Raw genomic sequence first — 19,947 nt, forward strand, 5'->3', positions numbered from 1 at the left:
TCACCAACCCAGTTCGTTCGCGGTCGTCTCGGCTATCGCGGGCGAGCAGGTCATGCCGCGCCCGCCGGGCCCGGTCACCAGCCACACCCCGTCGCGCACCTGCTGGCGGTGCACCACCCGCGTCGTGTCGGTGCACTGCGCGTACACGCCCGCCCAGCGGCGGCGGATCTTCGGCAGCGGGCGGCCGAGGAGGGACTCGACGACCTCGGTGAGGTGGTCGTAGGGGTCCTCCAGGGTGTCGAAGGCGAAGGGGTGCTCGTACTCGTGGGTGTCGCCGATGGTCAGCCCGCCGTCGGCGCGCTGCACCATCAGCAGCTGCATCCGGTGGGCCGCGGCGGTCTCCGTCTGCGCCTGACCGGCGTTGAGCTCGTCGAGCGCGGTGGAGGCGTAGGCCGGGTAGTAGCGGAAGCTGTCGGCGTCGGCGACGGAGGTGGTGAGTGGTTCGCCGAGCGGGTCGGTCTGCATCATCTGCAGGCGTACGCGGCGCACCGGCAGGTCGGGCCCGGCCAGCTCGCGGACCAGACCGCCGAGCCAGGCGCCGGTGCACAGGACGACGACGTCGCCGCCGTGCACGTCTCCGTGGTCGTCGCGGACGGCGTCGCCGCCGATGACCTCGCGGACCTCACGGCCGGGCTTGAAGGTGTAGTTCGGCGACTTCAGCAGCTCCTGCCGCAGGGCGAGCTGTGCGGTGCGCGGTTCGACGGCCGCGTCCCGCTCGCAGTACAGGGCGGCGGTGAACTCGCCGCGCAGGGCGGGGTTCAGGGCGCGCGCCTCGTCGGGGGTCAGCAGCTTGTGACCGCGGGCGGCGGCGTCCTCGCGGGCCACGGCGGCCTCGGCTACGGCGAGTTCGAGGTCGCCGCGGACGGGGGTCAGGGAGCCGTTGGGCCGGAAGCCGAGGCCCGGCACGCGGTTCCCGATCTCCTCCCACAGTTCCCGGGCCCGCAGGGCGGTCTCCAGCTCCGCACCGCCCGCGCGTCCGCTCACCCAGATCTGGCCGAAGTTGCGCAAGGACGCGCCGCGAGCCTCCGCCTCTCGCTCGATCTGTACGACCTCATGGCCGCGTTCCACTGCTTGCCAGGCGTGCATGGTGCCCACCACGCCGGCTCCGACGACTATCACTCTCACGACGGCCACGCTCCTCGGGATCGGGGAACCGGAAAGGTCCGGCTGCCAACGAGAGCGTGAACTGGCTATCACATTTGGGCTAGACCCGTTATCTGTTCGTGATATTCAAGGGCGTGACAAATCGGTCGATTTTCCGACCATTCAGCCGCGTAGATGTGCGCTGAAGGAGAAGCGGTCCCCCCGGTACAGCGTCCGCACCCGCTCCAGCGGCAGGCCCTCGGTGTCCCGTGAGACGCGGTGGATGAGCAGCATCGGCAGCGCGGGCGGCGTGCCGATGAGCAGCGCCTCGCGCGGGGTGGCCAGCACCGTCTCGATGCGCTCGTCGGCGTCACCGAAGCCGATGCCCTGCCCGTCCAGGAAGGCGTAGAAGGAGGAGTCGGGGTCGAAGTCGACGTCGAGGCGCGGCACCCGGGCCACGGCGACGTACGTGCTCTCCAGGCCGACCCGCTCGTCGTCGGCGAGCAGGACGCGCTCCAGGTGCCAGACCGGCTCGCCGCGCTCCAGCCCGGTCTCGGCGGCGAGTCCGGCGGGGCAGGGGAAGCGGTCGAGGGTGACGAGGGTACGGCCGGGGGTGCGGCCCTGGCGGCGTACGCCCTCGGTGTAGCTGGCGAGGGAGAGGGGCTGTTCGAGCTTGGGCCCGGCGACGACGGTGCCCCGTCCCCGCCGCCGCAGCTTGCCCTCGAGGACCAGCTCGCGGATCGCCTGCCGGACGGTCTCGCGGGCGACCTCGTACTCCTCGGAGAGGTCGCGCTCGGTGGGCAGCGGGTCGCCCTCGCCGAGTGCGCCGATGAGCTGGTCGAGCCGTGCCTTCACCGCGTAGTACTTCGGGATCCGGCCGTGCTCCGGGATGCCCTGGCGCACGGGGGCGCCGGGGGCCTGGTCGTTCGGGTAGTCCACGCAGGGATCGTCGCAGACGGGCCGGGCGGGGCGGGCGGCGGCTCCCGGCCGGGAAGGCTCCCCCGGAGGGTGCGGCTCCCGGCCGGGGCCTCGGCTCAGCGACGCCGGACCCCTGGTCTCAGCGGCGCCGGGTCTCGGGCTCAGCGACGCCGGGCCCCTGGTCTCAGCGGCGCCGGGTCCCCGGCTCAGCCACGCCGCGCCTCAGGTCTCTACGGCGCCGGGCCCCCGACTCAGCCACGCCAGGCCCCTGACCTCTACGGCGCCGGACCCCCGGCTCAGCGCCGCCGCGCCCTTGGTCTCAGCGGCGCCGGGTCCCCGGCTCAGCCACGCCGCGCCTCGGGTCTCTACGGCGCCGGGCCCCCGGCTCAGCGCCGCCGCGCCCCTGGTCTCTACGGCGCCGGGTCCCTGGCTCACCGGCGCCGCGCCTCGGACTCAGCGTCGCCGTCGGGCGAGGAGGAGGCCCGCGCCGATCAGGAGGAGGGCCGCCGTGGCGGCGAGGGCGGCGCCGGGGCCTGTCGTGAGGCCGGTGCGGGCCAGTTCGTCGGCGAGGGTGAGCTGGTGGTCGGAGCTGTCGGAAGGCGGTGTGGCCCCCGGGTCGGCCGGGCCGGCCGAGGCGTCGCTGTCGGCGGGCTCCGAGGGGCTGGTCGGGACGGCCGTACCGGACGGGGCGGTCCCCGCGTCGGTGGGCTCGGCCTCGATCTTGAACCGGTAGTCGTTGGACTGACCGACCCAGTCGCCGTCGCCCTCGTGGCGCTGCACTACGGCCGCGTTGGCGGTGACGTCGTTCGGTACGGCGTCCGAGGTGAGCGCCAGCCGGACCTTGACGGTGAGGGTCTTGCGCGGGCCGACGGTGAAGCCGGGGAAGTCGTCGAAGGCACCGACCAGTTCGTCCTCGTCGGTGGTCTCGAAGCGGACGGGGAGCGGGCGGGGGTCGTCCGGGGCGCCGTAGAACTCCAGACGGGGCTGGGACGGCCGCAGCGCGCGCTTGCCGTCGACCAGGACGACGACGGGGTGGATGCCCGAGCAGGTCCGGGCGGTGGTGTTGGTGAGCTCCAGATACCAGGTGCCGAATCCGCCGCCGGCCGCGTACGCGCGGGGGCCGCCGTGCAGCCGGGTGGTGAGGGGGAAGGCGCCGTCCTCGGTGGCACAGCTGGGCAGCTCGACGGAGGAGGCCGCGCGCACCGGGGCCGCGGCGGCAAGAAGGGCGGCTGCTGCGAGGCAGAGGGGGACAGGTGTGTGCAGTCGCATGATCACATGACCATGCCGGGTGGGAGCGGGGATGCGGTGAAGCCATTCCCTACCGCCGGGCAAAGACCGCTCGATCAGCGCACGGGAATCCCGTGGGCCACCCCGATCAGCACCCGCGCCCCCGGCTCACTCCCCGGCCCGCCCGAACAACGGCGCCAGCAGCAGCTGCGCCGCGCCCTCGGCCACGCCCCGCCCCCCGTCGGAGGCGACCCGTACCGGCACCGCGTCCCCGCCCGCGCGCCCGGCGCGTTCGTCGAGCACGGCGGCGACCCCCCGTACGAAGGTCTCCGGCGCGGCGGCGACCGTGCGGCCGCCCAGCAGGACGAGGTCGACGTCGAGCAGGGCGACCAGGTTGCCGGCCGCGGTGCCGAGCACGCGCGCCGCCTCAGCCACGTCGCCGCGCGCCACCGCGGCCAGGCACAGCGCCTCCACGCAGCCGCGGTTGCCGCACCCGCAGGGCGGCCCGTCCAGCTGGACGACCTGGTGCCCGAACTCCCCGGCTCCCGTACGGGTGCCCCGGTGCACCACTCCCCCGATCACCAGGCCACCGCCGAGGCCCGCCCCGAAGTGCAGATACGCGAAGGACGCCGATTCCCCGGCGGCTCCTTCGACCGCGAGTCCCAGCGCGGCGGCGTTGGTGTCCTTGTCGACGACGACCGGCAGCGAGAGCCGGCGGGCGAGCACGTCCCGCAGCGGGAAGCCGTTCCACTCCGGGAATCCGGTGACCCGGTGCAGCACACCGCTGCGGTGGTCCAGCGGCCCGGGCAGCGCCACGCCGACGCCGAGCACTTGAGGCGGACGGTCGCTGAAACCCCCTAGGGGCGCGGGGCTGTCACATGTGCGGCTCCGCCGCGTGGGCGCGACCAGCCCCCTCCCTCCCGCACCCGACCACCCACCCTCCCCGACCAGCTCCCCAACCTCCCGCACAGCCCCCTCGACGACCGTCTCCGCCCCGGCCCCGAGATCCAGCGCGGCACTCCGCCGCGCAACCACCGCACCGGTCAGATCGCAGAGCACGACCGTCAGCTCGTCCCGGTCCAGATGGACCCCCACCGCGTGCCCGGCCTCCGGCACCAGCCGCAGCACCGTCCGCGGCTTGCCGCCCGTCGACGCCCGCCGCCCCGCCTCCGCCGCGAGCCCCTCCTCCCGCAACCGGCCGGTGATCTTGCTGACCGCCTGTGGGGTGAGCCCGGTGCGCTCGGCGAGTTCGAGCCGGCTGATCCCCTCGGGACCGGCCGTGCGCAGCAGATCGAGCACGAGCGCGGCGTTGTGGCTGCGCAAGGCGCCCAGCTGCAACGATGTGCGGCTCCGCCGCGCGGCGCCGCCCGCCTCGCCGTCGCCCCGGCTCTTCGTCCTGTTCACACCTCCCATTGTCCCCGGCGCTTGCACTTTGGCAACAGCGTTGCGAAAGTGGTTCCATGAGCGCTACTCCCCTCCGCGTCGGCCTGGTCGGCTACGGCCTGGCCGGCTCCGTCTTCCACGCCCCGCTGATCGCCACCACCGAGGGGCTCGCCCTGGACACGGTGGTCACGTCCAACCCCGAGCGGCAGAAGCAGGCCCTGGCCGAGCACCCGGACGTGCGCGTCGCCGCCACGCCCGACGAGCTGCTCGCCCGCGCCAGTGACCTCGACCTGGTCGTCATCGCGTCCCCCAACAAGACGCACGTGCCGCTCGCGACCGCCGCCCTCGAGGCGGGCCTGCCGGTCGTCGTCGACAAGCCGATCGCCGGCACGGCGGCCGAGGCCCGCGCGCTGGCGGCCCTGGCCGAGGAACGCGGCCTGCTCCTGTCCGTCTTCCAGAACCGCCGGTGGGACAACGACTTCCTGACCCTCCGGCACCTCCTCGCCGAGGGCGAGCTGGGCGACGTATGGCGCTTCGAGTCCCGTTTCGAGCGGTGGCGTCCGCAGACGAAGGGCGGCTGGCGGGAGTCCGGCAACCCGGCAGAGATCGGAGGTCTGCTGTACGACCTCGGGAGCCACGTCGTCGACCAGGCGCTGGTGCTCTTCGGCCCGGTCACCCAGGTGTACGCCGAGGCCGTCGTCCGCCGCGCCGGCGCCGAGACGGACGACGACACCTTCCTCGCGCTCACGCACGCGAACGGCGTCCGCTCCCATCTGTACGCCTCCGCCACGACCGCCCAACTCGGCCCGCGCTTCCGGGTGCTGGGCTCCGAGGCGGGCTACATCAAGTACGGCCTGGACCCGCAGGAGGCGGCCCTGCGCGAGGGCCTCCGGCCCGGCGCCGGCACGGACTGGGGCGTCGAGCCCGAGTCGCTGTGGGGCCGGGTCGGAGCCGGCGAGTCCCCCCTGACGGGCGGCGGCCGACCCGAACCCACCCTCCCCGGCGACTACCCGGCCTACTACGCGGCCGTCGCCGAGGCACTGCTCGACGGCGGTCCCAACCCGGTGACCGCCCTGGAAGCGGCGGCCGCCCTCGACGTACTGGAGGCGGCTCGCCGCTCGGCCCGCGACGAAGTGACGGTGACGCTGTGACCCACAAGACGCACAACCCCGAGATCACGCCGAAGTTCCACCCGGAGATCACCCCGCCGCTGGAGGAGCTGGAGGCCCAGGAACGGCGGCTGGTCTTCCGCGGGTTCAGCTTCGACGACGCCTGGGCGCTGGGCTCCCTGCTGGTGGAGATGGCCCGCGAGCGCCAGGCCCCGGTCGCCATCGACATCCACCGGGCCGGCCAGCAGCTCTTCCACGCCGCCCTGCCCGGCTCCACCCCGGACAACGACGCCTGGATCGCCCGCAAGCGCCGGGTCGTCGAGCGCTACGGCACCTCGTCCTACATCGTCGGCGCCCGCTTCCGCGCCAAGGGCACGACGTTCGAGGACTCCTCCCGCCTGGACCCCGACACCTACGCGGCCCACGGCGGCTCGGTCCCGATCAACGTCGAGGGCGTGGGCGTGATCGGCTCGGTGACGGTGAGCGGGCTGCCGCAGCTCGACGACCACCGGATGGTGATGGAGGCACTGGAGGAGTTCCTGGGGAAGCGGTAACGGCAACGCCCCGCTTTCAAGGGGCGCGGGGAACTGCGCGACCGGCCACGAACCACCCGCAGACCCCCGCCCCTCCCAGCGGAGCGCCTACGCGTCCTTGAACTCCTGCCGCTGCCGGCCGAGCCCCTCGATCTCCAGCTCGACGAAGCTGCTGACGGAGTGCCTGAGCAAGCGGTAACGGCAACGCCCTGCTCTTGAGGGGCGCGGGGAACTGCGCGACCGGCCACGGTCCACCCGCGGCCGACGAACAACGCGCGGTTCCTCCGCTCTCCCAGCGGAGCGCCTACGCGTCCTTGAACTCCTGCCGCTGCCGGCCGAGCCCCTCGATCTCCAGCTCGACCACGTCTCCGGCCCGCAGATAGGGCTTCGGCTCGGGCCGCCCCATGGCGACCCCCGCCGGGGTCCCCGTGTTGATGACATCACCGGGGTACAGCGTCATGAACTGGCTGACGTACCGCACGACCTCCCCCACCGGGAAGATCTGCTCGCCCGTCGTCCCGTCCTGCTTCAGCTCACCGTTGACCCACAGCCTGAGCGACAGCTTCTGGGGGTCCGGCACGTCGTCCGCGGTCACCAGCCACGGCCCCAGCGGGTTGAACGTCTCGCAGTTCTTGCCCTTGTCCCAGGTCCCGCCGCGCTCGAGCTGGAACTCCCGCTCGGACACGTCGTGCGCGACCGCGTACCCGGCGACGTGCGAGAGCGCCTCCTCGGCGGACTCCACATAGCGGGCCGTACGACCGATGACGACCGCGAGCTCGACCTCCCAGTCGGTCTTGGCCGACCGCCTCGGGACGAGCACGGTGTCGTTCGGGCCGACGACCGTGTCCGCCGCCTTGAAGAAGACGACCGGCTCGGGGGGCGGCTCGGCCCCGGTCTCGCGGGCGTGGTCGTGGTAGTTCAGCCCGATGCACACGACCTTGCCGATGCGGGCCACCGGCGGTCCGATCCGCAGCCCGGCGGCGTCCAGCACGGGCAGTTCACCGGCCTGCGCGGCCGCCCGGACCCGCCCCAGCGCCGCATCGTCGGCGAGCAGCGCTCCGTCGATGTCCGGGACAACCCCGGAGAGGTCCCGCAGAACCCCCTCGGCGTCGAGCAGGGCGGGCGTCTCCGCTCCCGCCGTACCGACTCGCAGCAGCTTCATGATCACAATCTCCCTCGATCGCGGGCGCCCGCCGACGGGTGCAGCCATCGGAGGACTGGTCGATCCTCCAAGGTCGACGGCCACTCCGCAATACCCGGTTCACGTACTGGACCGTAGGCTCGGGCGTCAGCGGTAGAGCACGGCCCGCTCCACCGCGCTCCACGTCGTGCTGGTCACCACGTACAGCGCGGCGGCCAGCGGTACGACCGCCACGGTGATCAGCGTGAAGAAGGACATGAACGGCATGACCTTGGTCATGGCCCCCATCCCCGGCACCGGCTCGCCGCCGGACACCGGCACCGCCGGATTCTCGGCCATCATCCGCTTCGTACGGCGGAAGTTGAACGCGGCGACCGCGGCGACGATCACGAACAGCGCGGCGTAGACGAGCCCCGCGCCTCCGAGCGCCCCGCCCTGGCCGAGCGCGTCGGCCCACCGGTCCCCCAGGGGCGCGGCGAACAGCTGGTGCGTCAGCAGCTCGTTCGCCCGGCCGCCGATCGTCGTGTTCGAGAACAGGTGGTAGAGCACGAAGAAGGCGGGCAGCTGGAACAGGCCGGGCAGGCAGCCGGCCAGCGGCGACACCTTCTCCTTGGCGTGCAGCTCCAGCACCGCCTGCTGGAGCCGCTCGGGGTTCTTGCCGTGCTTCTTCCTCAGCTCGGCGATCTTCGGCTGGAGCTCGGCGCGCGCTTTCTGCCCGCGCGCGGCGGCCCGGGACAGGGGGTGCACGAGCAGCCGTACGAGCGCGGTGAACAGGATGATCGCGGCGGCGGCCGCACCGGCGCCGAACAGCGGGGTGAGCAGATCGGCCAGCCGCTGAACAAGGTCGGCGAATACGGACATGGGTGAGCCCTCCGGGGGTCTCGTCGTGCCGGATGGAGAGATGCCGGGAAACGGCATGGCGGCATGACGACCCGCGCGGGGTCACACATCAGGGATGAACGGTCTGGAGTGCGTGCCCTACGCGGCGGTCGCCGGGAGGGCGTGCCCGGGTGCCCTGGGCCGTGGCCGGCCCGAGGCGTCGGGGTCGCGCTGGGACAGGAAGGCCGTACGGCGGGCCCGGTCGCGGATGGCCGTCCGCACGCGTGTGGGTGCCACGGCGGGCGCGGCGCGCGAGGCCAGGAGGGAGCAGGCGGCGAAAGCGGAACCGGCGGCGGCGGTCGCCGCGAGCGCGACGGTCGCGGAGAGGCTGCCGGTGTCGAGGAGCGCGATCTCCAGGACGAGCAGCACGAGCGCGGCGGCGGGCCGCGGATTTAGCCAGCTGCGGATCATCGGCGGTCCCTCCCCTCGCGCGCACGGCGTACGCCGTTCGTCCTGACGTTCGTTATACAGGATCCGTCACGCCGGCTCGGCCTCGATGGGGCTCAGCAGCCGCTTGGGCTTGAGCAGTGCCCGGCTGACCGGATCCGCCGGGTCCGGATCGAGCCCGGGGCCCGGCTCTGTAAGGACGTCCTCGACCGGTACGACGGTTGCGCAGGCGGGGCACTCGCCGTACGGCCCGAGTTCCGTACCGCAGTCCGCGTGCCGGAAGTAGCGCAGCCGGGCCTCCCCGAAGTGCTCGCGCCCCCACAGGCCGAGCGAGCGCAGGGTCGGCCACAGGGCGATGCCGCGCTCGGTGAGGACGTACTCGTCGCGCGGGGGCGACTCCTGGTACCGCCGCTTTTCGAGGATCCCCTCCGCGGTGAGCGTCTGGAGGCGGGCGGCGAGGACGGCGCGCGGGATGCCGAGGTGGACGAGGAAGTCGTTGTAGCGCCGGACGCCGTAGAGGGCGTCGCGGATGACCAGCAGTGTCCAGCGTTCGCCGACGATCTCGAGCGCCCGGGCGATCGAGCACTGCTGTGTCGCGTAGTCCTTGCCCAATGCCATGCGGTCCACTGTAACCCTTTTCCACCTTTAAGGTTCAGTGAATGAACTCATGATGCTACGGTGGAACGCATGCCAAGGTTCAATGACCGAACTCTCGTCGGGGCCACCCCTCGGGCCACTCCCCGCACCGCCCCCGACGAGCAGCCGCCCGCACGCCGCCGCGCCACCCTCGCCCTCACCAGCGCCGCCACCGTCGTGGCCCTGATGACGTACACGGCGCCGATCGCCACGCTGCCCCAGACCGCCGCGTCCCTGCACACCCCGCTCTCCACCCAGGCCTGGCTCCTCAACGGCACCCCGCTCGGCCTCGCCGCCCTCCTGCTGGTGGCCGGCAGCCTCGCCGACGACTACGGCCGCCGCCGGATCTTCGTCGCCGGCACCTTCGCCCTGGGCATCACCACGGCGCTCGGCGCCCTGACGACCACCACCTGGCTCTTCACTCTCACCCGCATCGCCCAGGGCGCGGCGAGCGCGGCGATCCTCGCCAGCAGCCTCGGCCTGCTCGTCCACGCCTTCCCCGACCCACGCGGCCGGCTGCACGCGACCGGCGTCTGGGGCGCCTTCGTCAGCGGCGGCATCGCCCTGGGCCCGGTCCTCGCCGGCGCGCTCGCGAACTGGCGGATCTCCTACGCCGTCCTCGGCGCCGCCGCGCTGACCGTGGCGGCCCTGTCCACGCGCGCGCTGTCGGAGTCCCGCGCCCCGCGCGGCGGCCGCCCCGACCTGGCCGGGGCACTGACCTTCGGACTGGCCCTGGTCTCCCTGGTGGCGGCCCTGACCCTGGGCCGGGACGGCTGGCTGCGGGCCCCCGTGGGCCTGCTGCTCCTCGCGGCCGTGGCCCTGCTGACTCTCTTCGTCGCGGTGGAACGCCGCACCACGACCCCGATGATCGACCTGTCCCTGCTCCGCCGCCCACGCTTCCTCGCGTCCTCGGCCGGCGGCCTGTTCACCGGCCTCGCCGTGATCGGCCTGTTCAGCTTCCTGCCGGCCCTGCTCCAGCAGACCCTCGGCCTGTCCGCGATGGAGACGGCGTGGCTGTTCCTGCTCTGGTCCGGCGTGTCCTTCGCGGTGGCCCTCCAGGCCCGCAGGCTCGCCGGCCGGGTGCCGCCGCGTATCCAGCTCGCCCTCGGTTTCGTCCTGCACGCGGGCGGCGCCCTGGCGATGCTGGGCGCGCTCGACTCGGGTTCCTGGCTCCGGCTGCTGCCCGGCCTGATGGTGGCCGGCGTCGGCGGCGGCCTGCTCAACGCCGCGCTGCCGCTGCTCTCGGTGGAATCGGTACCGCCGCAGCGCGCCGCGATGGGCTCGGGCGCCCAGCAGACCTTCCGCTACATCGGCTCCTGCGCCGGCGTCGCCCTGACCATCGCCCTGGCCACGTCCTCCGGGGGCGGACTCGCCCGGGGCGCGGACATCGCCATGGTGGTCTCGGCGGGCCTGGCGCTGGTGGCCGCGGTGAGCGTGGTGGCGCTGCGGGAGCGCGCGGCCTGAGACACCGCCGCCTCAGCGCGGCCGCATCGACACGAGCTTGCCCCACACCACCAGCCGGTACTTCGAGCTGTACTCCGGGGTGCAGGTGGTGAGCGTCAGGTAATACCCGGGTTCCTCGTATCCGGCGCCCGGCTCGACGGTGGACCGCGGGACCGGCCGGATGACCCCGCTGTCGTGGGCGGCGGTCTGCGGCAGCGTCCGGTCCACGGCGTACGTGTACGTCGCGCCGCGCGTCTCGACCCGGACGGTGTCGCCGCGCGCCAGCCGGTTGATGTACCGGAAGGGCTCGCCGTGGGTGTTGCGGTGCCCGGCGAGCGCGAAGTTGCCCGCCTGGCCCGGCTGCTGGGTGCCGGGGTAGTGGCCGGCGTACCCCTTGTCGAGGACGCCGCTCCTGCCGACGCCCTCGGCGACGGGGACGCGGAGGTTCAGCCGGGGGACGGTGAGGATGGCGTAGGCCCGGGACCAGTCGGGTACGGGCGCGGCGGCCGGCCGGCGCCGGGTGCCCGCGGACGGCTCGGGCTCGGCGGCGGCCGGGGGCGCGGCCGTCCCTTCCGCCTCCGCCGGAAGGGACGCACTACGGGAACCACCGCCGTCCCAGGCCCGCTCGAGCGCCCGGACCTCCCGCCGGGCCTCTTCCCTGGCCTCCCGGTTGGTCCACCACAGCTGATGGACGACCAGCAGCAGAAGCACCGCCCCGACGGTGACGAGCACCTCCCCGCCGCCCCACAACACCCGCCGCCGCAGGGCACGCCGCCGGAGCCCGCTGTGCTGCACGACGCGGACCCGCACCATCCGTGAGCCTCCTTCGCCGGGGCCCGCACGATAGGGGCCGGGGCGCGAGGTCTCCAGACCCGTGCGCGTCCGACTCCCCGCGCACTTCCTCCACAGGTTTGAGAAAGGGCCGTCAGAACCCTCGACAACCCCACACGCCACACCCGATGCTTCGTGACGGCACGAACGGGACAGGCCTCGACGCCGGTTCGACGACGACCGGCGTTGGACGAAGCGGAGAAGTCATGATCCGACGCAGAACTCTGCTGGCGGCGACAGGCGGCGCACTCCTCGGCAGCGCCGCGGCCACGGGCACCGCGCACGCGGACGCGACCATCACCGTCAACCCCGGAACGTCGTACGGCACCTGGGAGGGCTGGGGCACCTCGCTGGCCTGGTGGGCCAACGTCTTCGGCGCCCGGGACGACTTCGCCGACCTCTTCTTCACCACGAAGTCGGTGACCTACAACGGCGCGACACTGCCCGGCCTCGGCCTCAACATCGCCCGCTACAACCTCGGCGCGTGCAGCTGGAACAGCGTCGGCGGCGAGACGATGGCCGAGTCGGCGAACATCCCCGGCTTCAAGCAGATCGAGGGCTTCTGGCAGGACTGGAACAACGAGGACCCCACGTCCTCGGCCTGGGACTGGACGGCGGACGCGACCCAGCGCGCGATGCTGCGGAAGGCGACGGCACGCGGCGCGACCACGGAACTCTTCGCCAACTCCCCCATGTGGTGGATGTGTTACAACCACAACCCGTCCGGAGCCGCGGACGGCGGCAACAACCTCCAGACCTGGAACTACCGCCAGCACGCGTCACATCTGGCGGCAACGGCGTTGTACGCGAAGTCGAACTGGGGCGTGAACTTCGCGACGGTCGACCCCTTCAACGAGCCCGCCTCCACCTGGTGGACCGCCACCGGCACCCAGGAGGGCTGCCACCTGGACCCGGCGGTCCAGGCGGCCGTACTCCCGTACATGCGCAGCGAGTTGGACAAGCGCGGCCTGACGGGCGTACGCATCTCGGCCTCGGACGAAACGAACTACGACACGGCCCGCTCGACGTGGTCCTCCTTCAACTCCGCCACGAAGGCCCTGGTCAGCCAGGTGAACGTGCACGGCTACCAGGGCTCGGGCGGCCGCAGGGACCTCCTCTACACGGACGTGGTGACGACGTCCGGCAAGAAACTGTGGAACTCGGAGACGGGCGACGGCGACGGCACGGGCCTCACCATGGCCTCGAACCTCTGCTACGACTTCCGCTGGCTGCACCCGACGGCCTGGTGCTACTGGCAGGTCATGGACCCGACGACGGGCTGGGCGATGATCGCGTACGACGCGAACACGCTGCAGCCGACCACCGTCCAGACCAAGTACTACGTGATGGCCCAGTTCAGCCGCCACATCCGCCCGGGGATGAGGATCCTCGACACGGGCGTGAGCTACGCGGCCGCCGCCTACGACACGTCGGCCCGCCGCCTGGTGATAGTCGCCGTGAACACCTCCACGTCCGCCCAGACCCTCACCTTCGACCTGTCCCGCTTCACGACGGTCACCGGCGGCTCGGGCGGCGCGGTCCCGCGCTGGAACACCGTGACGACGGGAGGGGACCAGTACCGGGCGTACTCGAACACGACGCTGAGCGGGAAGGCGGTGGCGGTACCGTTCGCGGCGCGGTCGGTACAGACGCTGCAGATCGACGGGGTGACGATCTGAGCCGTGCACGTCCTCGTCGGCCGACTCCCTCGTCGCCCGCTTCGACCAGGCAATATCTAGCCCCTCTTCCCGCCTCTCCCCTCCGCTGTGTCATCCACGGGCAGTACGGTGTCCCCCATGCGCCCCGACACGCCTGCCGAAAACGTCGACCACACCGCCGAAGCGGCACGCCTGGAGCGAACCGCCGGCCTCTATCCCGAGGACGCCGAGGCCCTGCTCCTGCGGGCCGCGGCCCACCTGGAACTGTCCGGCGACCGCCCCGCCGCGACGACGCTCTACGACCGCCTGCTGGCGGCGTCGACGCCCCTGGAGGACCCCCACCTGATCCGGGCCCTGAAGGCCTCGAACCTGTGGGAGTACGGCCATGAGGCAGAGGCCCGCGCGATCATCGACGGCGTCCGGGCGGCGTCCCCCCGGGACCCGGCCCCCTGGGTGATCATCGCGGAGTCGCTGGAGTCCCACGACGAGCTGGAACAGGCGCAGGAGACCTTCACGGAGGGCGCCCGCCTCCTCCTGACCGACGTGGCGGAGCCCCCGTACTCCACGCACCCCCTACTCTTCGGCCGCCACCGCGTCCGCCGCATGCTGGGCCTGTCCCACGACGAGTGGGACACCCTGGCGGACACCCTGCACTCGATGCCGGTCTCCCTGGACGAACTCCACGACCCCAAGCGCGTGTGGTCCCTGGGCTCGGACAACCCGGCGGAACTGGAGGCGGAGATCTCCCGCCTCCGCGCGGAACTGGGCGCGTACAGGGAGGCCCTCTCCCGCCCGTTCCCGGTGGCGGTCCTGCACTGGCCGGCCCCCGAGCTGACGGAACTGATCACGGCGTACCCGTCCCTCACCACGGAGTACCCCTCCCACGAGGACCACCTGACGACGATAGAGGCGGCCCTGAGGGAACTGTCCGCCTCCGGCACCCCGAACCTGGGCATCGTGACCGGCACGGTCCCGTCCTACGAGGCCTTCGCAGCCTCGGAACTCTCGTCCCCCGAGGACACGACCCTGCTCCCGCAGTACGCGACAACGCTGGCGGCCCGGGGGCGGGCGGTGGCTTGGCCGCCGCAGCGGGGGGCGGCTTGTTGGTGCGGGTCGGGGACGGCGTATGGCGAGTGCCACGGAGCACAGACGCAGGCCTGACGCCCCCCCACCGAGGGCTACCCGCCAAGCCCACCCGGCGTGCCCCGACACCCGAACGCGCCGCAACCCCGCCCCACCCCCCAGCCGACCTGCCCCGTCCCAACCTGGGCCACCCATCCCTCCGGGCCGCCCGCTCGCTTCTCCCCCGTGCTGGAGCGAGCCGGGTCAAGGGTGGCCCGCAGGGCCATCGGCGCAGCCGACGCGGAACGCAGCGCAGCGGAGTGAAGCGCCCTTGACGCGGCTCGCGGAGGCACGACACTGCCGAGGAAGCGGGCGGCCTAACAGCACTCACATAGAAGCGGGACGCCCAGCACCCTCTCCTGTTAGAACTGATCCACATGGGCACCGGGGATCCGAGGAGTGGGCGTGTCTGAGGCGGGGGACCTGAAGCATCCAGGCGTCTACGAAAAGCTAGTCACGCAGGACCTTCGAGCTCAGCTGACCAAACTCGAAGCCGCGGGTTGGAAGGCCATCGACGCGGAGGTCAGCGAAGAGTCGACACCGAATGTGCTCGCCCGACACCTCGGCGAGGCCATCGGGCGCCGGTTGGCTCAGCTGCCGCAAGTGCAGCAGGTGGCTGTCGCTAACCAGATCATGGAGTCGCTGGCCTCTCACGCGCCCGATCCGGATCTGGACGCCATCGGCAGCACCATCGCCGAGGGGCCTCGCCAGTTGCTCGCCCTCGCCGAGCAGGAAGAACCCGGCGTCTACGCGATCCGCCCCCTCACGCCTCTCTCCGAAACCTCGCTGATCACAAACTCCCCGGAAGACCCCAGCCTGGGCGCGGAGTTGAGAGCCGAGCTGGCCACGGCAGACCGCATCGATCTTCTCTGTGCCTTCGTGAAGTGGTACGGAATTCGAGTCCTGGAGGACTCCCTGCGCGCCGCGAAGGAGCGGGGCGTACCGATCCGAGTCATCACGACGACCTACATCGGTGCCACTGATCGCCATGCCCTAGACCGGCTGGTCCGCGATTTCGGCGCCGAGGTCAAGGTCAACTACGAGACCCGCTCTACGCGTCTGCACGCTAAGGCGTGGCTGTTTCGCCGGAAGAGCGGCTTCGACACCGCCTATGTGGGCAGCTCCAACCTGTCGAAGGCCGCTCTCCTCGATGGCCTGGAGTGGAACGTACGGCTGGCGTCGGTCGCCACGCCTGCGGTCCTCAAGAAGTTCGAGGCGACCTTCGATGCGTACTGGAACGACATCGCCTTCGAGCCGTACGACCCTGACAGTCACGGCGACCGCCTCGATCAGGCCCTGGCTCAGGCAAGCGGCACAGCGTCCACAACCGACCTGAAAATCAATCTCTCAGGCTTGGAGGTACGTCCCTTCCCGCACCAACGGGACATGCTCGAACGCCTCCGTGTCGAGCGAGAGATTCGAGGGCGGAACCGCAACCTGCTCGTGGCAGCCACCGGCACCGGTAAGACCGTGATGGCGGCATTGGACTATCGCAACCTGTCCAAGGCCCTGGACGCCAGGCAGCCGAGATTGCTGTTCGTGGCCCACCGCAAGGAGATTCTCAAGCAGTCCTTGCGCATGTACCAGGAAGTCCTCGATGACGCCTCCTTCGGAGAACTGCTCCACGGCGGGCAAGAGCCACAGAGTTGGGACCACGTATTCGCGAGCGTCCAGTCCCTCAACGTCCGGCGCCTAGAGCAGCTCGCTCCTGACCACTTCGATGTCATCGTCATCGACGAGTTCCATCACGCCACCGCTGCCACGTACCGACGAGTCATCGACCACTTCGAGCCGAAGCAGTTGCTGGGACTCACTGCCACCCCTGAGCGGATGGACGGGCTCAATGTGCAGGACGAGTTCTTCGACGGTCGCATCGCTGCGGAGATGCGCCTGTGGGAAGCCCTGGAGAACGACCTCCTTTGCCCCTTTCACTACTTCGGAATCCCAGACGGCACAGATCTGACGAACCTCGGGTGGAGCAAGGGAACCTACGCCGGCAACGATCTCGGGAACCTCTACACCGGCAACCACGCCCGCGCCCGCATCGTGGTCAAGCAGATCCGGGACAAGGTGTCTAACCCGGGGGCCATGCGTGCTCTGGGCTTTTGCGTGACCAAGTCCCACGCGCACTTCATGGCCGACTTCTTCCGGGAGGCTGGTTTCCAAGCCGTGGCGCTGGACAGCGACTCGCCGTCCGACGTACGCACCCAGGCACTCGCTGACCTGCGCGACGGTAAGCTTCAAGTCATCTTCTCCGTCGACCTGTTCAACGAGGGACTCGACATCCCTGACGTCGACACGCTGTTGCTCCTGCGCCCTACCAACAGCGCCACGATCTTTCTCCAGCAGCTCGGCCGCGGGCTACGCCGCACGGAGACGAAGCCGGTACTCACCGTCCTCGACTTCATCGGCCAACACAGGGCGGAGTTCCGATTCGAGGAGCAGTTCCGAGCCCTGACAAACCTCTCCCGCAACCGACTCGTCGATCACATCGAGCACGATTTCCCACAGCTCCCTTCCGGATCTCAGATCATCCTGGAAGGCAAGTCCAAGAAGCTCGTACTCGACAACATCCGTACCCAACTCGGAGCCACAGTGAGGACGCTGGTCAACGAGGTGAAGACGTACGGCACGGGCCGGCTGGCTGACTATCTCCGCGAGAGCCAGCGTGAGATCAAGGAGCTGTACAAGAGCGACAACTCGTGGACGACTGTGCTTCGGCGAGCAAGCGTCGTCAAGGACCTCGCGCCAACGGAAGAACCTGCTCTCTTGAAGCGCGTCCACGCCTTCCTCCACGTTGACGACCCAGACCGGGCCGAGGCATACCTACGCCTCCTCGCCGAGGACGCCCCCTCTTACGAAGCTCTGGGCCTAACCGACCAGGCCTACGCCCGCATGCTCTTCTTCAATCTGTGGGACAACGCCGGCGGCTTCACGAGTTACCAGCAGGGCCTCGAGTCGCTACGCGATCAACCTGTGTTCCGCGACGAACTCCGCCAAGTCCTGTCACACGTCATGGAACAGGCGGACCACTTCCCCATTCCCCTGCCGGACCGCCACCGCCACATCCCCCTGACGGTGCACAGCTCGTACAACCGCTCCGAGATCCTGGCCGCTCTCGGCGTAGCCCGTTTCGGTGGTCAGATGCCCCGATCCTTCGCCCAGGGCGTCCAATGGGTCGAGGAGATCCAGACCGATGCCCTTCTCGTCACCCTGGAGAAGAACGAGAAGGACTTCTCCCCCACCGTCCGCTACAAGGACTACGCCCTGAGCCCCACGCTCTTCCACTGGGAGTCCCAGAACGCGATCGCCGAGAACTCGCCCACGGGTCTGCGCTACCAGCGCCACACACAACAAGGCAGCCACGTCCTGCTGTTCATGCGCCGCTACAAGAACACCGACATCGGCAAGCCTCAACCGTGGATGCTTCTGGGGCCCGCGACCTACCAGAAGCACACGGGGAGCAAGCCGATGGGGATCACATGGCAGCTGGAGCATGAACTGCCGGCCGATGTATGGACGTATGCGACGATCACCGCGGGCTAATCAACTGCCATCGCCGGAGAACGGTCGAGAAGGTCTCGCAACTCAGATAGGGAATCCTTGACAGCGATCCACCTCTTCCAGGCGTCGCCAACCGACATCTGCTGGAAGAGCGGGCTAGGGAGGCTCTCGTAGGGGTACTTCCCAGCGGTTGTCGATCGATGTGCCGCCTCGCCTCGCCCCGCTGCCAGGGTTCGAAGGGCCGCAATCAGGCTTGCACACTCTTCTCGCACCAAATTTTTACTGAACCCGAGGGGCTCGAGAAGGCGACACAAGTCCTTGTCGGATATCCCATGACTGGCACCGACAACCTCATCTCGATACCAGTTACTCACCCGGCCAATTAGGGTCTTCCTGTTCAGTATGGGCACTTCGCCGGAATCAACCCTCTTCACCTTCCCGCCGCTCGGTTTCATCTTCTTCACCTGAGCCGGAGAGGCATAGAAGTCGACGAAATAGCCCTGCCCCTCGAGCAAGTTTCCGATATTCCGTCGGAAATGAATGGTGAGGGCGTGGAGACAATGATGTTGCATGGCCTTATCGTCTTCCTGCGCCCAGCGAGCCAGATACTCCAAACACTGGGTCTCTACAAACTCCTCCAGTTCGGAGCTGCAGAGAATCAGGAAGGCCCTCACTCGAACACGGACATCATCAAAGTACTCGTCCGTCATGTCATCCGGGTCAGGCGCGATTACGCCATCGCCGGTGAGCATACGAAGTTCCCGAGCCACCGCGTTGACGTTCGACTCAAGCGAGGAAACAGCTTCCCACTCAGTCACCTAGGACACCTCTGCCAGCGCGATTACGCTACCCGGCAACTCGGCCCGGATTCCAGAAATATCCTGAATCTGCTGACCCCACGCACTAAAACGCGTCTTAACTGCGAGGGGCGTCTTCGTTGTACTACTGACGGCATCCACAAAGTCGCGATCCTCTTCACAGAGAAGCTGGAACTGCGCCTTCACGTCCTCCGCGTGATCGACTTGCCAGCGCCTCAGCTCAGGATCGATCAAGAAGTGGATCTGGACGTCAAAGATCGCCCTGTTGAAGGACCGCTCAAATCGTCCACGCGTAAACTTCCTGCACACGTCGTCGCCGAAAATCTCGCGGGCTGCGTCAATCGCGGCATCCAGTGCGTCAGCCGCCGTGCGAACCTTCAACCCTGAGTCAGAATCCCAGGATGCCGTAAGCTGTTTGGCTGTCCCGTCCAGGAAATTCTTCAGATTCCCTTCGTAGGGCTGGACACCAAAGTGAAACGCCATGAACCTCAGAAGAAGCTCTGCGTCCACCATGCGACGATCTGGTTTGCTCTTATTCAAGAGCGACCGCAGCGCGAGGCTTGCCCCAGAGCGTTCATCCACAAAATCCATGAACTTGCCAGGGAAGAGCGCCTGCCGCAATTCTTGCGGGGAAAGCTTAAGACTTCCCGAGTTGAGACGATAAAATACCGTGTACAGGAAATCTTGACTGTGCCACTTACGCAGCAACACGGCCCGGATCGTCGCATTCTCGAACCTGACGGCCTCAACCGGGTAGTTGTCCTGCATCTCGTCATACGTTATGCCGTTGAGCTTCTTGGTTTCCGTCAGACCAAAGAGCTTCAAGCGCTCGGGAAGCCACTCAACATCTCGCGGGTCAGCCGGGTCCGCACAGAATTGCCGAATCGCGAGAAGACGCTGCTTACCATCGATAACCATGTATCGACCCGGCGTATTCTGATCCTCGGCCAGAACGATCTGCGGTACCGGGTAGCGCTGAACCAATGACTCTATATACCTGGACTTGGCGACCTTGGTCCACGCGTCTCGGCGCTGAAAGCTCGGGTTGAGATCGATGCGCCCCTTGCGCATCTGACTCACGACGGTCTCGACTGTCCAGTCGACTGTCGTGGTGGCGGCCTCGTCATCGTCCCAAGCCGTGAGGTCCTGCTCGTCCTCACCGGACTCATCGACGTAATCGTCCAAGTCAGTCATGCCGCGAAGTGTATATGCCACAGGTTTGCCGCTGTCACTGAACGACAGGAACAACGAGCCGACGATCGCCACTCAACGCGT

The 19,947-nt window shown here is 69.7% G+C and carries 17 protein-coding genes; 6 read left to right on the forward strand and 11 right to left on the reverse strand.

Annotated features, from left to right (window positions below; translation table 11 throughout):
* The 4 genes from ACIRD7_RS13300 to ACIRD7_RS13315 all read right to left on the reverse strand — a co-directional run bounded on the left by ACIRD7_RS13300 (position 1) and on the right by ACIRD7_RS13315 (position 4,641).
* A complete protein-coding gene (locus ACIRD7_RS13300; RefSeq protein ID WP_403453082.1) occupies positions 1-1,086 on the reverse strand; it encodes a TIGR03364 family FAD-dependent oxidoreductase in 1,086 nt (361 codons plus the stop codon).
* 180 nt (positions 1,087-1,266) lie between these two features.
* Positions 1,267-2,022 carry a GntR family transcriptional regulator gene (locus tag ACIRD7_RS13305; RefSeq protein WP_403452900.1) on the reverse strand — a complete coding sequence of 252 codons (756 nt, stop codon included), beginning with the start codon at positions 2,020-2,022 and terminating at the stop codon, positions 1,267-1,269.
* Positions 2,023-2,454: 432 nt separating this feature from the next.
* On the reverse strand, positions 2,455-3,270 hold the full coding sequence (locus ACIRD7_RS13310) for a hypothetical protein (protein ID WP_403452901.1): 816 nt from the start codon (positions 3,268-3,270) through the stop codon (positions 2,455-2,457).
* Between the two features lie 126 nt (positions 3,271-3,396).
* Entirely contained in the window at positions 3,397-4,641 is a 1,245-nt protein-coding gene (locus tag ACIRD7_RS13315) for an ROK family protein (protein ID WP_403452902.1), read from the reverse strand.
* Between the two features lie 47 nt (positions 4,642-4,688).
* Between ACIRD7_RS13315 and ACIRD7_RS13320 the strand changes: the two genes are divergently transcribed.
* Both ACIRD7_RS13320 and ACIRD7_RS13325 read left to right on the forward strand, forming a co-directional pair.
* A complete protein-coding gene (locus ACIRD7_RS13320) occupies positions 4,689-5,762 on the forward strand; it encodes a Gfo/Idh/MocA family oxidoreductase (RefSeq protein WP_403452903.1) in 1,074 nt (357 codons plus the stop codon).
* Positions 5,759-6,274 carry a heme-degrading domain-containing protein gene (locus tag ACIRD7_RS13325; protein WP_403452904.1) on the forward strand — a complete coding sequence of 172 codons (516 nt, stop codon included), beginning with the start codon at positions 5,759-5,761 and terminating at the stop codon, positions 6,272-6,274. Before ACIRD7_RS13320 ends, ACIRD7_RS13325 begins: the two co-directional genes overlap by 4 nt.
* Positions 6,275-6,557: 283 nt before the next feature.
* Here ACIRD7_RS13325 and ACIRD7_RS13330 read toward each other — a convergent pair whose 3' ends face one another.
* The 4 genes from ACIRD7_RS13330 to ACIRD7_RS13345 all read right to left on the reverse strand — a co-directional run bounded on the left by ACIRD7_RS13330 (position 6,558) and on the right by ACIRD7_RS13345 (position 9,278).
* Positions 6,558-7,415: a fumarylacetoacetate hydrolase family protein gene (locus ACIRD7_RS13330; protein ID WP_403452905.1), complete on the reverse strand. Its 858-nt coding sequence runs from the start codon at positions 7,413-7,415 to the stop codon at positions 6,558-6,560.
* A 126-nt stretch (positions 7,416-7,541) separates the two neighbouring features.
* On the reverse strand, positions 7,542-8,255 hold the full coding sequence (locus ACIRD7_RS13335; RefSeq protein WP_403452906.1) for a YidC/Oxa1 family membrane protein insertase: 714 nt from the start codon (positions 8,253-8,255) through the stop codon (positions 7,542-7,544).
* Between the two features lie 117 nt (positions 8,256-8,372).
* Complete coding sequence (locus tag ACIRD7_RS13340; protein ID WP_403452907.1) at positions 8,373-8,684, reverse strand: DUF6412 domain-containing protein; 312 nt, start codon at positions 8,682-8,684, stop codon at positions 8,373-8,375.
* Positions 8,685-8,750: 66 nt separating this feature from the next.
* Entirely contained in the window at positions 8,751-9,278 is a 528-nt protein-coding gene (locus tag ACIRD7_RS13345) for a winged helix-turn-helix transcriptional regulator (protein ID WP_403452908.1), read from the reverse strand.
* Between the two features lie 69 nt (positions 9,279-9,347).
* Between ACIRD7_RS13345 and ACIRD7_RS13350 the strand changes: the two genes are divergently transcribed.
* A complete protein-coding gene (locus ACIRD7_RS13350; RefSeq protein WP_403452909.1) occupies positions 9,348-10,760 on the forward strand; it encodes an MFS transporter in 1,413 nt (470 codons plus the stop codon).
* 12 nt (positions 10,761-10,772) lie between these two features.
* On the opposite strand, the gene ACIRD7_RS13355 is transcribed toward ACIRD7_RS13350, so the two are convergent.
* Positions 10,773-11,552 (reverse strand): class E sortase, encoded by a 780-nt coding sequence (locus ACIRD7_RS13355; RefSeq protein ID WP_403452910.1) that lies wholly within the window; start codon positions 11,550-11,552, stop codon positions 10,773-10,775.
* A gap of 224 nt (positions 11,553-11,776) precedes the next feature.
* On the opposite strand from ACIRD7_RS13355, the gene ACIRD7_RS13360 reads away from it, so the two are divergent.
* From ACIRD7_RS13360 to ACIRD7_RS13370, 3 genes are all read left to right on the forward strand, one after another.
* The gene (locus ACIRD7_RS13360) at positions 11,777-13,249 is read left to right on the forward strand and encodes a beta-1,6-galactanase (protein ID WP_403452911.1); all 1,473 of its coding nucleotides are present in this window, start codon (positions 11,777-11,779) and stop codon (positions 13,247-13,249) included.
* 117 nt (positions 13,250-13,366) lie between these two features.
* On the forward strand, positions 13,367-14,389 hold the full coding sequence (locus ACIRD7_RS13365) for an SEC-C domain-containing protein (protein WP_403452912.1): 1,023 nt from the start codon (positions 13,367-13,369) through the stop codon (positions 14,387-14,389).
* A gap of 360 nt (positions 14,390-14,749) precedes the next feature.
* A complete protein-coding gene (locus tag ACIRD7_RS13370; protein WP_403452913.1) occupies positions 14,750-17,896 on the forward strand; it encodes a DUF3427 domain-containing protein in 3,147 nt (1,048 codons plus the stop codon).
* Here the strand turns inward: ACIRD7_RS13370 and ACIRD7_RS13375 are convergent.
* Together ACIRD7_RS13375 and ACIRD7_RS13380 are read right to left on the reverse strand one after the other, a co-directional pair.
* A complete protein-coding gene (locus ACIRD7_RS13375; protein WP_403452914.1) occupies positions 17,893-18,672 on the reverse strand; it encodes a hypothetical protein in 780 nt (259 codons plus the stop codon). The two genes, ACIRD7_RS13370 and ACIRD7_RS13375, sit on opposite strands and share 4 nt — an antisense overlap.
* A complete protein-coding gene (locus tag ACIRD7_RS13380) occupies positions 18,673-19,866 on the reverse strand; it encodes a DUF262 domain-containing protein (protein ID WP_403452915.1) in 1,194 nt (397 codons plus the stop codon). It lies immediately after the preceding gene.
* Positions 19,867-19,947: the final 81 nt, after the last annotated feature.

It is taken from the genome of Streptomyces sp. NPDC093568, from assembly GCF_044764945.1.
Classification (GTDB): domain Bacteria; phylum Actinomycetota; class Actinomycetes; order Streptomycetales; family Streptomycetaceae; genus Streptomyces.

Bases quoted from the DNA above. Each gene is read 5' to 3' on its own strand.
- ACIRD7_RS13345 (WP_403452908.1), bottom strand. From the start codon at position 9,278: ATGGCATTGGGCAAGGACTACGCGACACAGCAGTGCTCGATCGCCCGG.
- ACIRD7_RS13335 (WP_403452906.1), bottom strand. From the start codon at position 8,255: ATGTCCGTATTCGCCGACCTTGTTCAGCGGCTGGCCGATCTGCTCACC.
- ACIRD7_RS13300 (WP_403453082.1), bottom strand. From the start codon at position 1,086: ATGCACGCCTGGCAAGCAGTGGAACGCGGCCATGAGGTCGTACAGATC.
- ACIRD7_RS13340 (WP_403452907.1), bottom strand. From the start codon at position 8,684: ATGATCCGCAGCTGGCTAAATCCGCGGCCCGCCGCCGCGCTCGTGCTG.
- ACIRD7_RS13310 (WP_403452901.1), bottom strand. From the start codon at position 3,270: ATGCGACTGCACACACCTGTCCCCCTCTGCCTCGCAGCAGCCGCCCTT.
- ACIRD7_RS13315 (WP_403452902.1), bottom strand. From the start codon at position 4,641: ATGGGAGGTGTGAACAGGACGAAGAGCCGGGGCGACGGCGAGGCGGGC.
- ACIRD7_RS13360 (WP_403452911.1), top strand. From the start codon at position 11,777: ATGATCCGACGCAGAACTCTGCTGGCGGCGACAGGCGGCGCACTCCTC.
- ACIRD7_RS13355 (WP_403452910.1), bottom strand. From the start codon at position 11,552: ATGGTGCGGGTCCGCGTCGTGCAGCACAGCGGGCTCCGGCGGCGTGCC.
- ACIRD7_RS13330 (WP_403452905.1), bottom strand. From the start codon at position 7,415: ATGAAGCTGCTGCGAGTCGGTACGGCGGGAGCGGAGACGCCCGCCCTG.
- ACIRD7_RS13365 (WP_403452912.1), top strand. From the start codon at position 13,367: ATGCGCCCCGACACGCCTGCCGAAAACGTCGACCACACCGCCGAAGCG.
- ACIRD7_RS13380 (WP_403452915.1), bottom strand. From the start codon at position 19,866: ATGACTGACTTGGACGATTACGTCGATGAGTCCGGTGAGGACGAGCAG.
- ACIRD7_RS13320 (WP_403452903.1), top strand. From the start codon at position 4,689: ATGAGCGCTACTCCCCTCCGCGTCGGCCTGGTCGGCTACGGCCTGGCC.
- ACIRD7_RS13350 (WP_403452909.1), top strand. From the start codon at position 9,348: ATGCCAAGGTTCAATGACCGAACTCTCGTCGGGGCCACCCCTCGGGCC.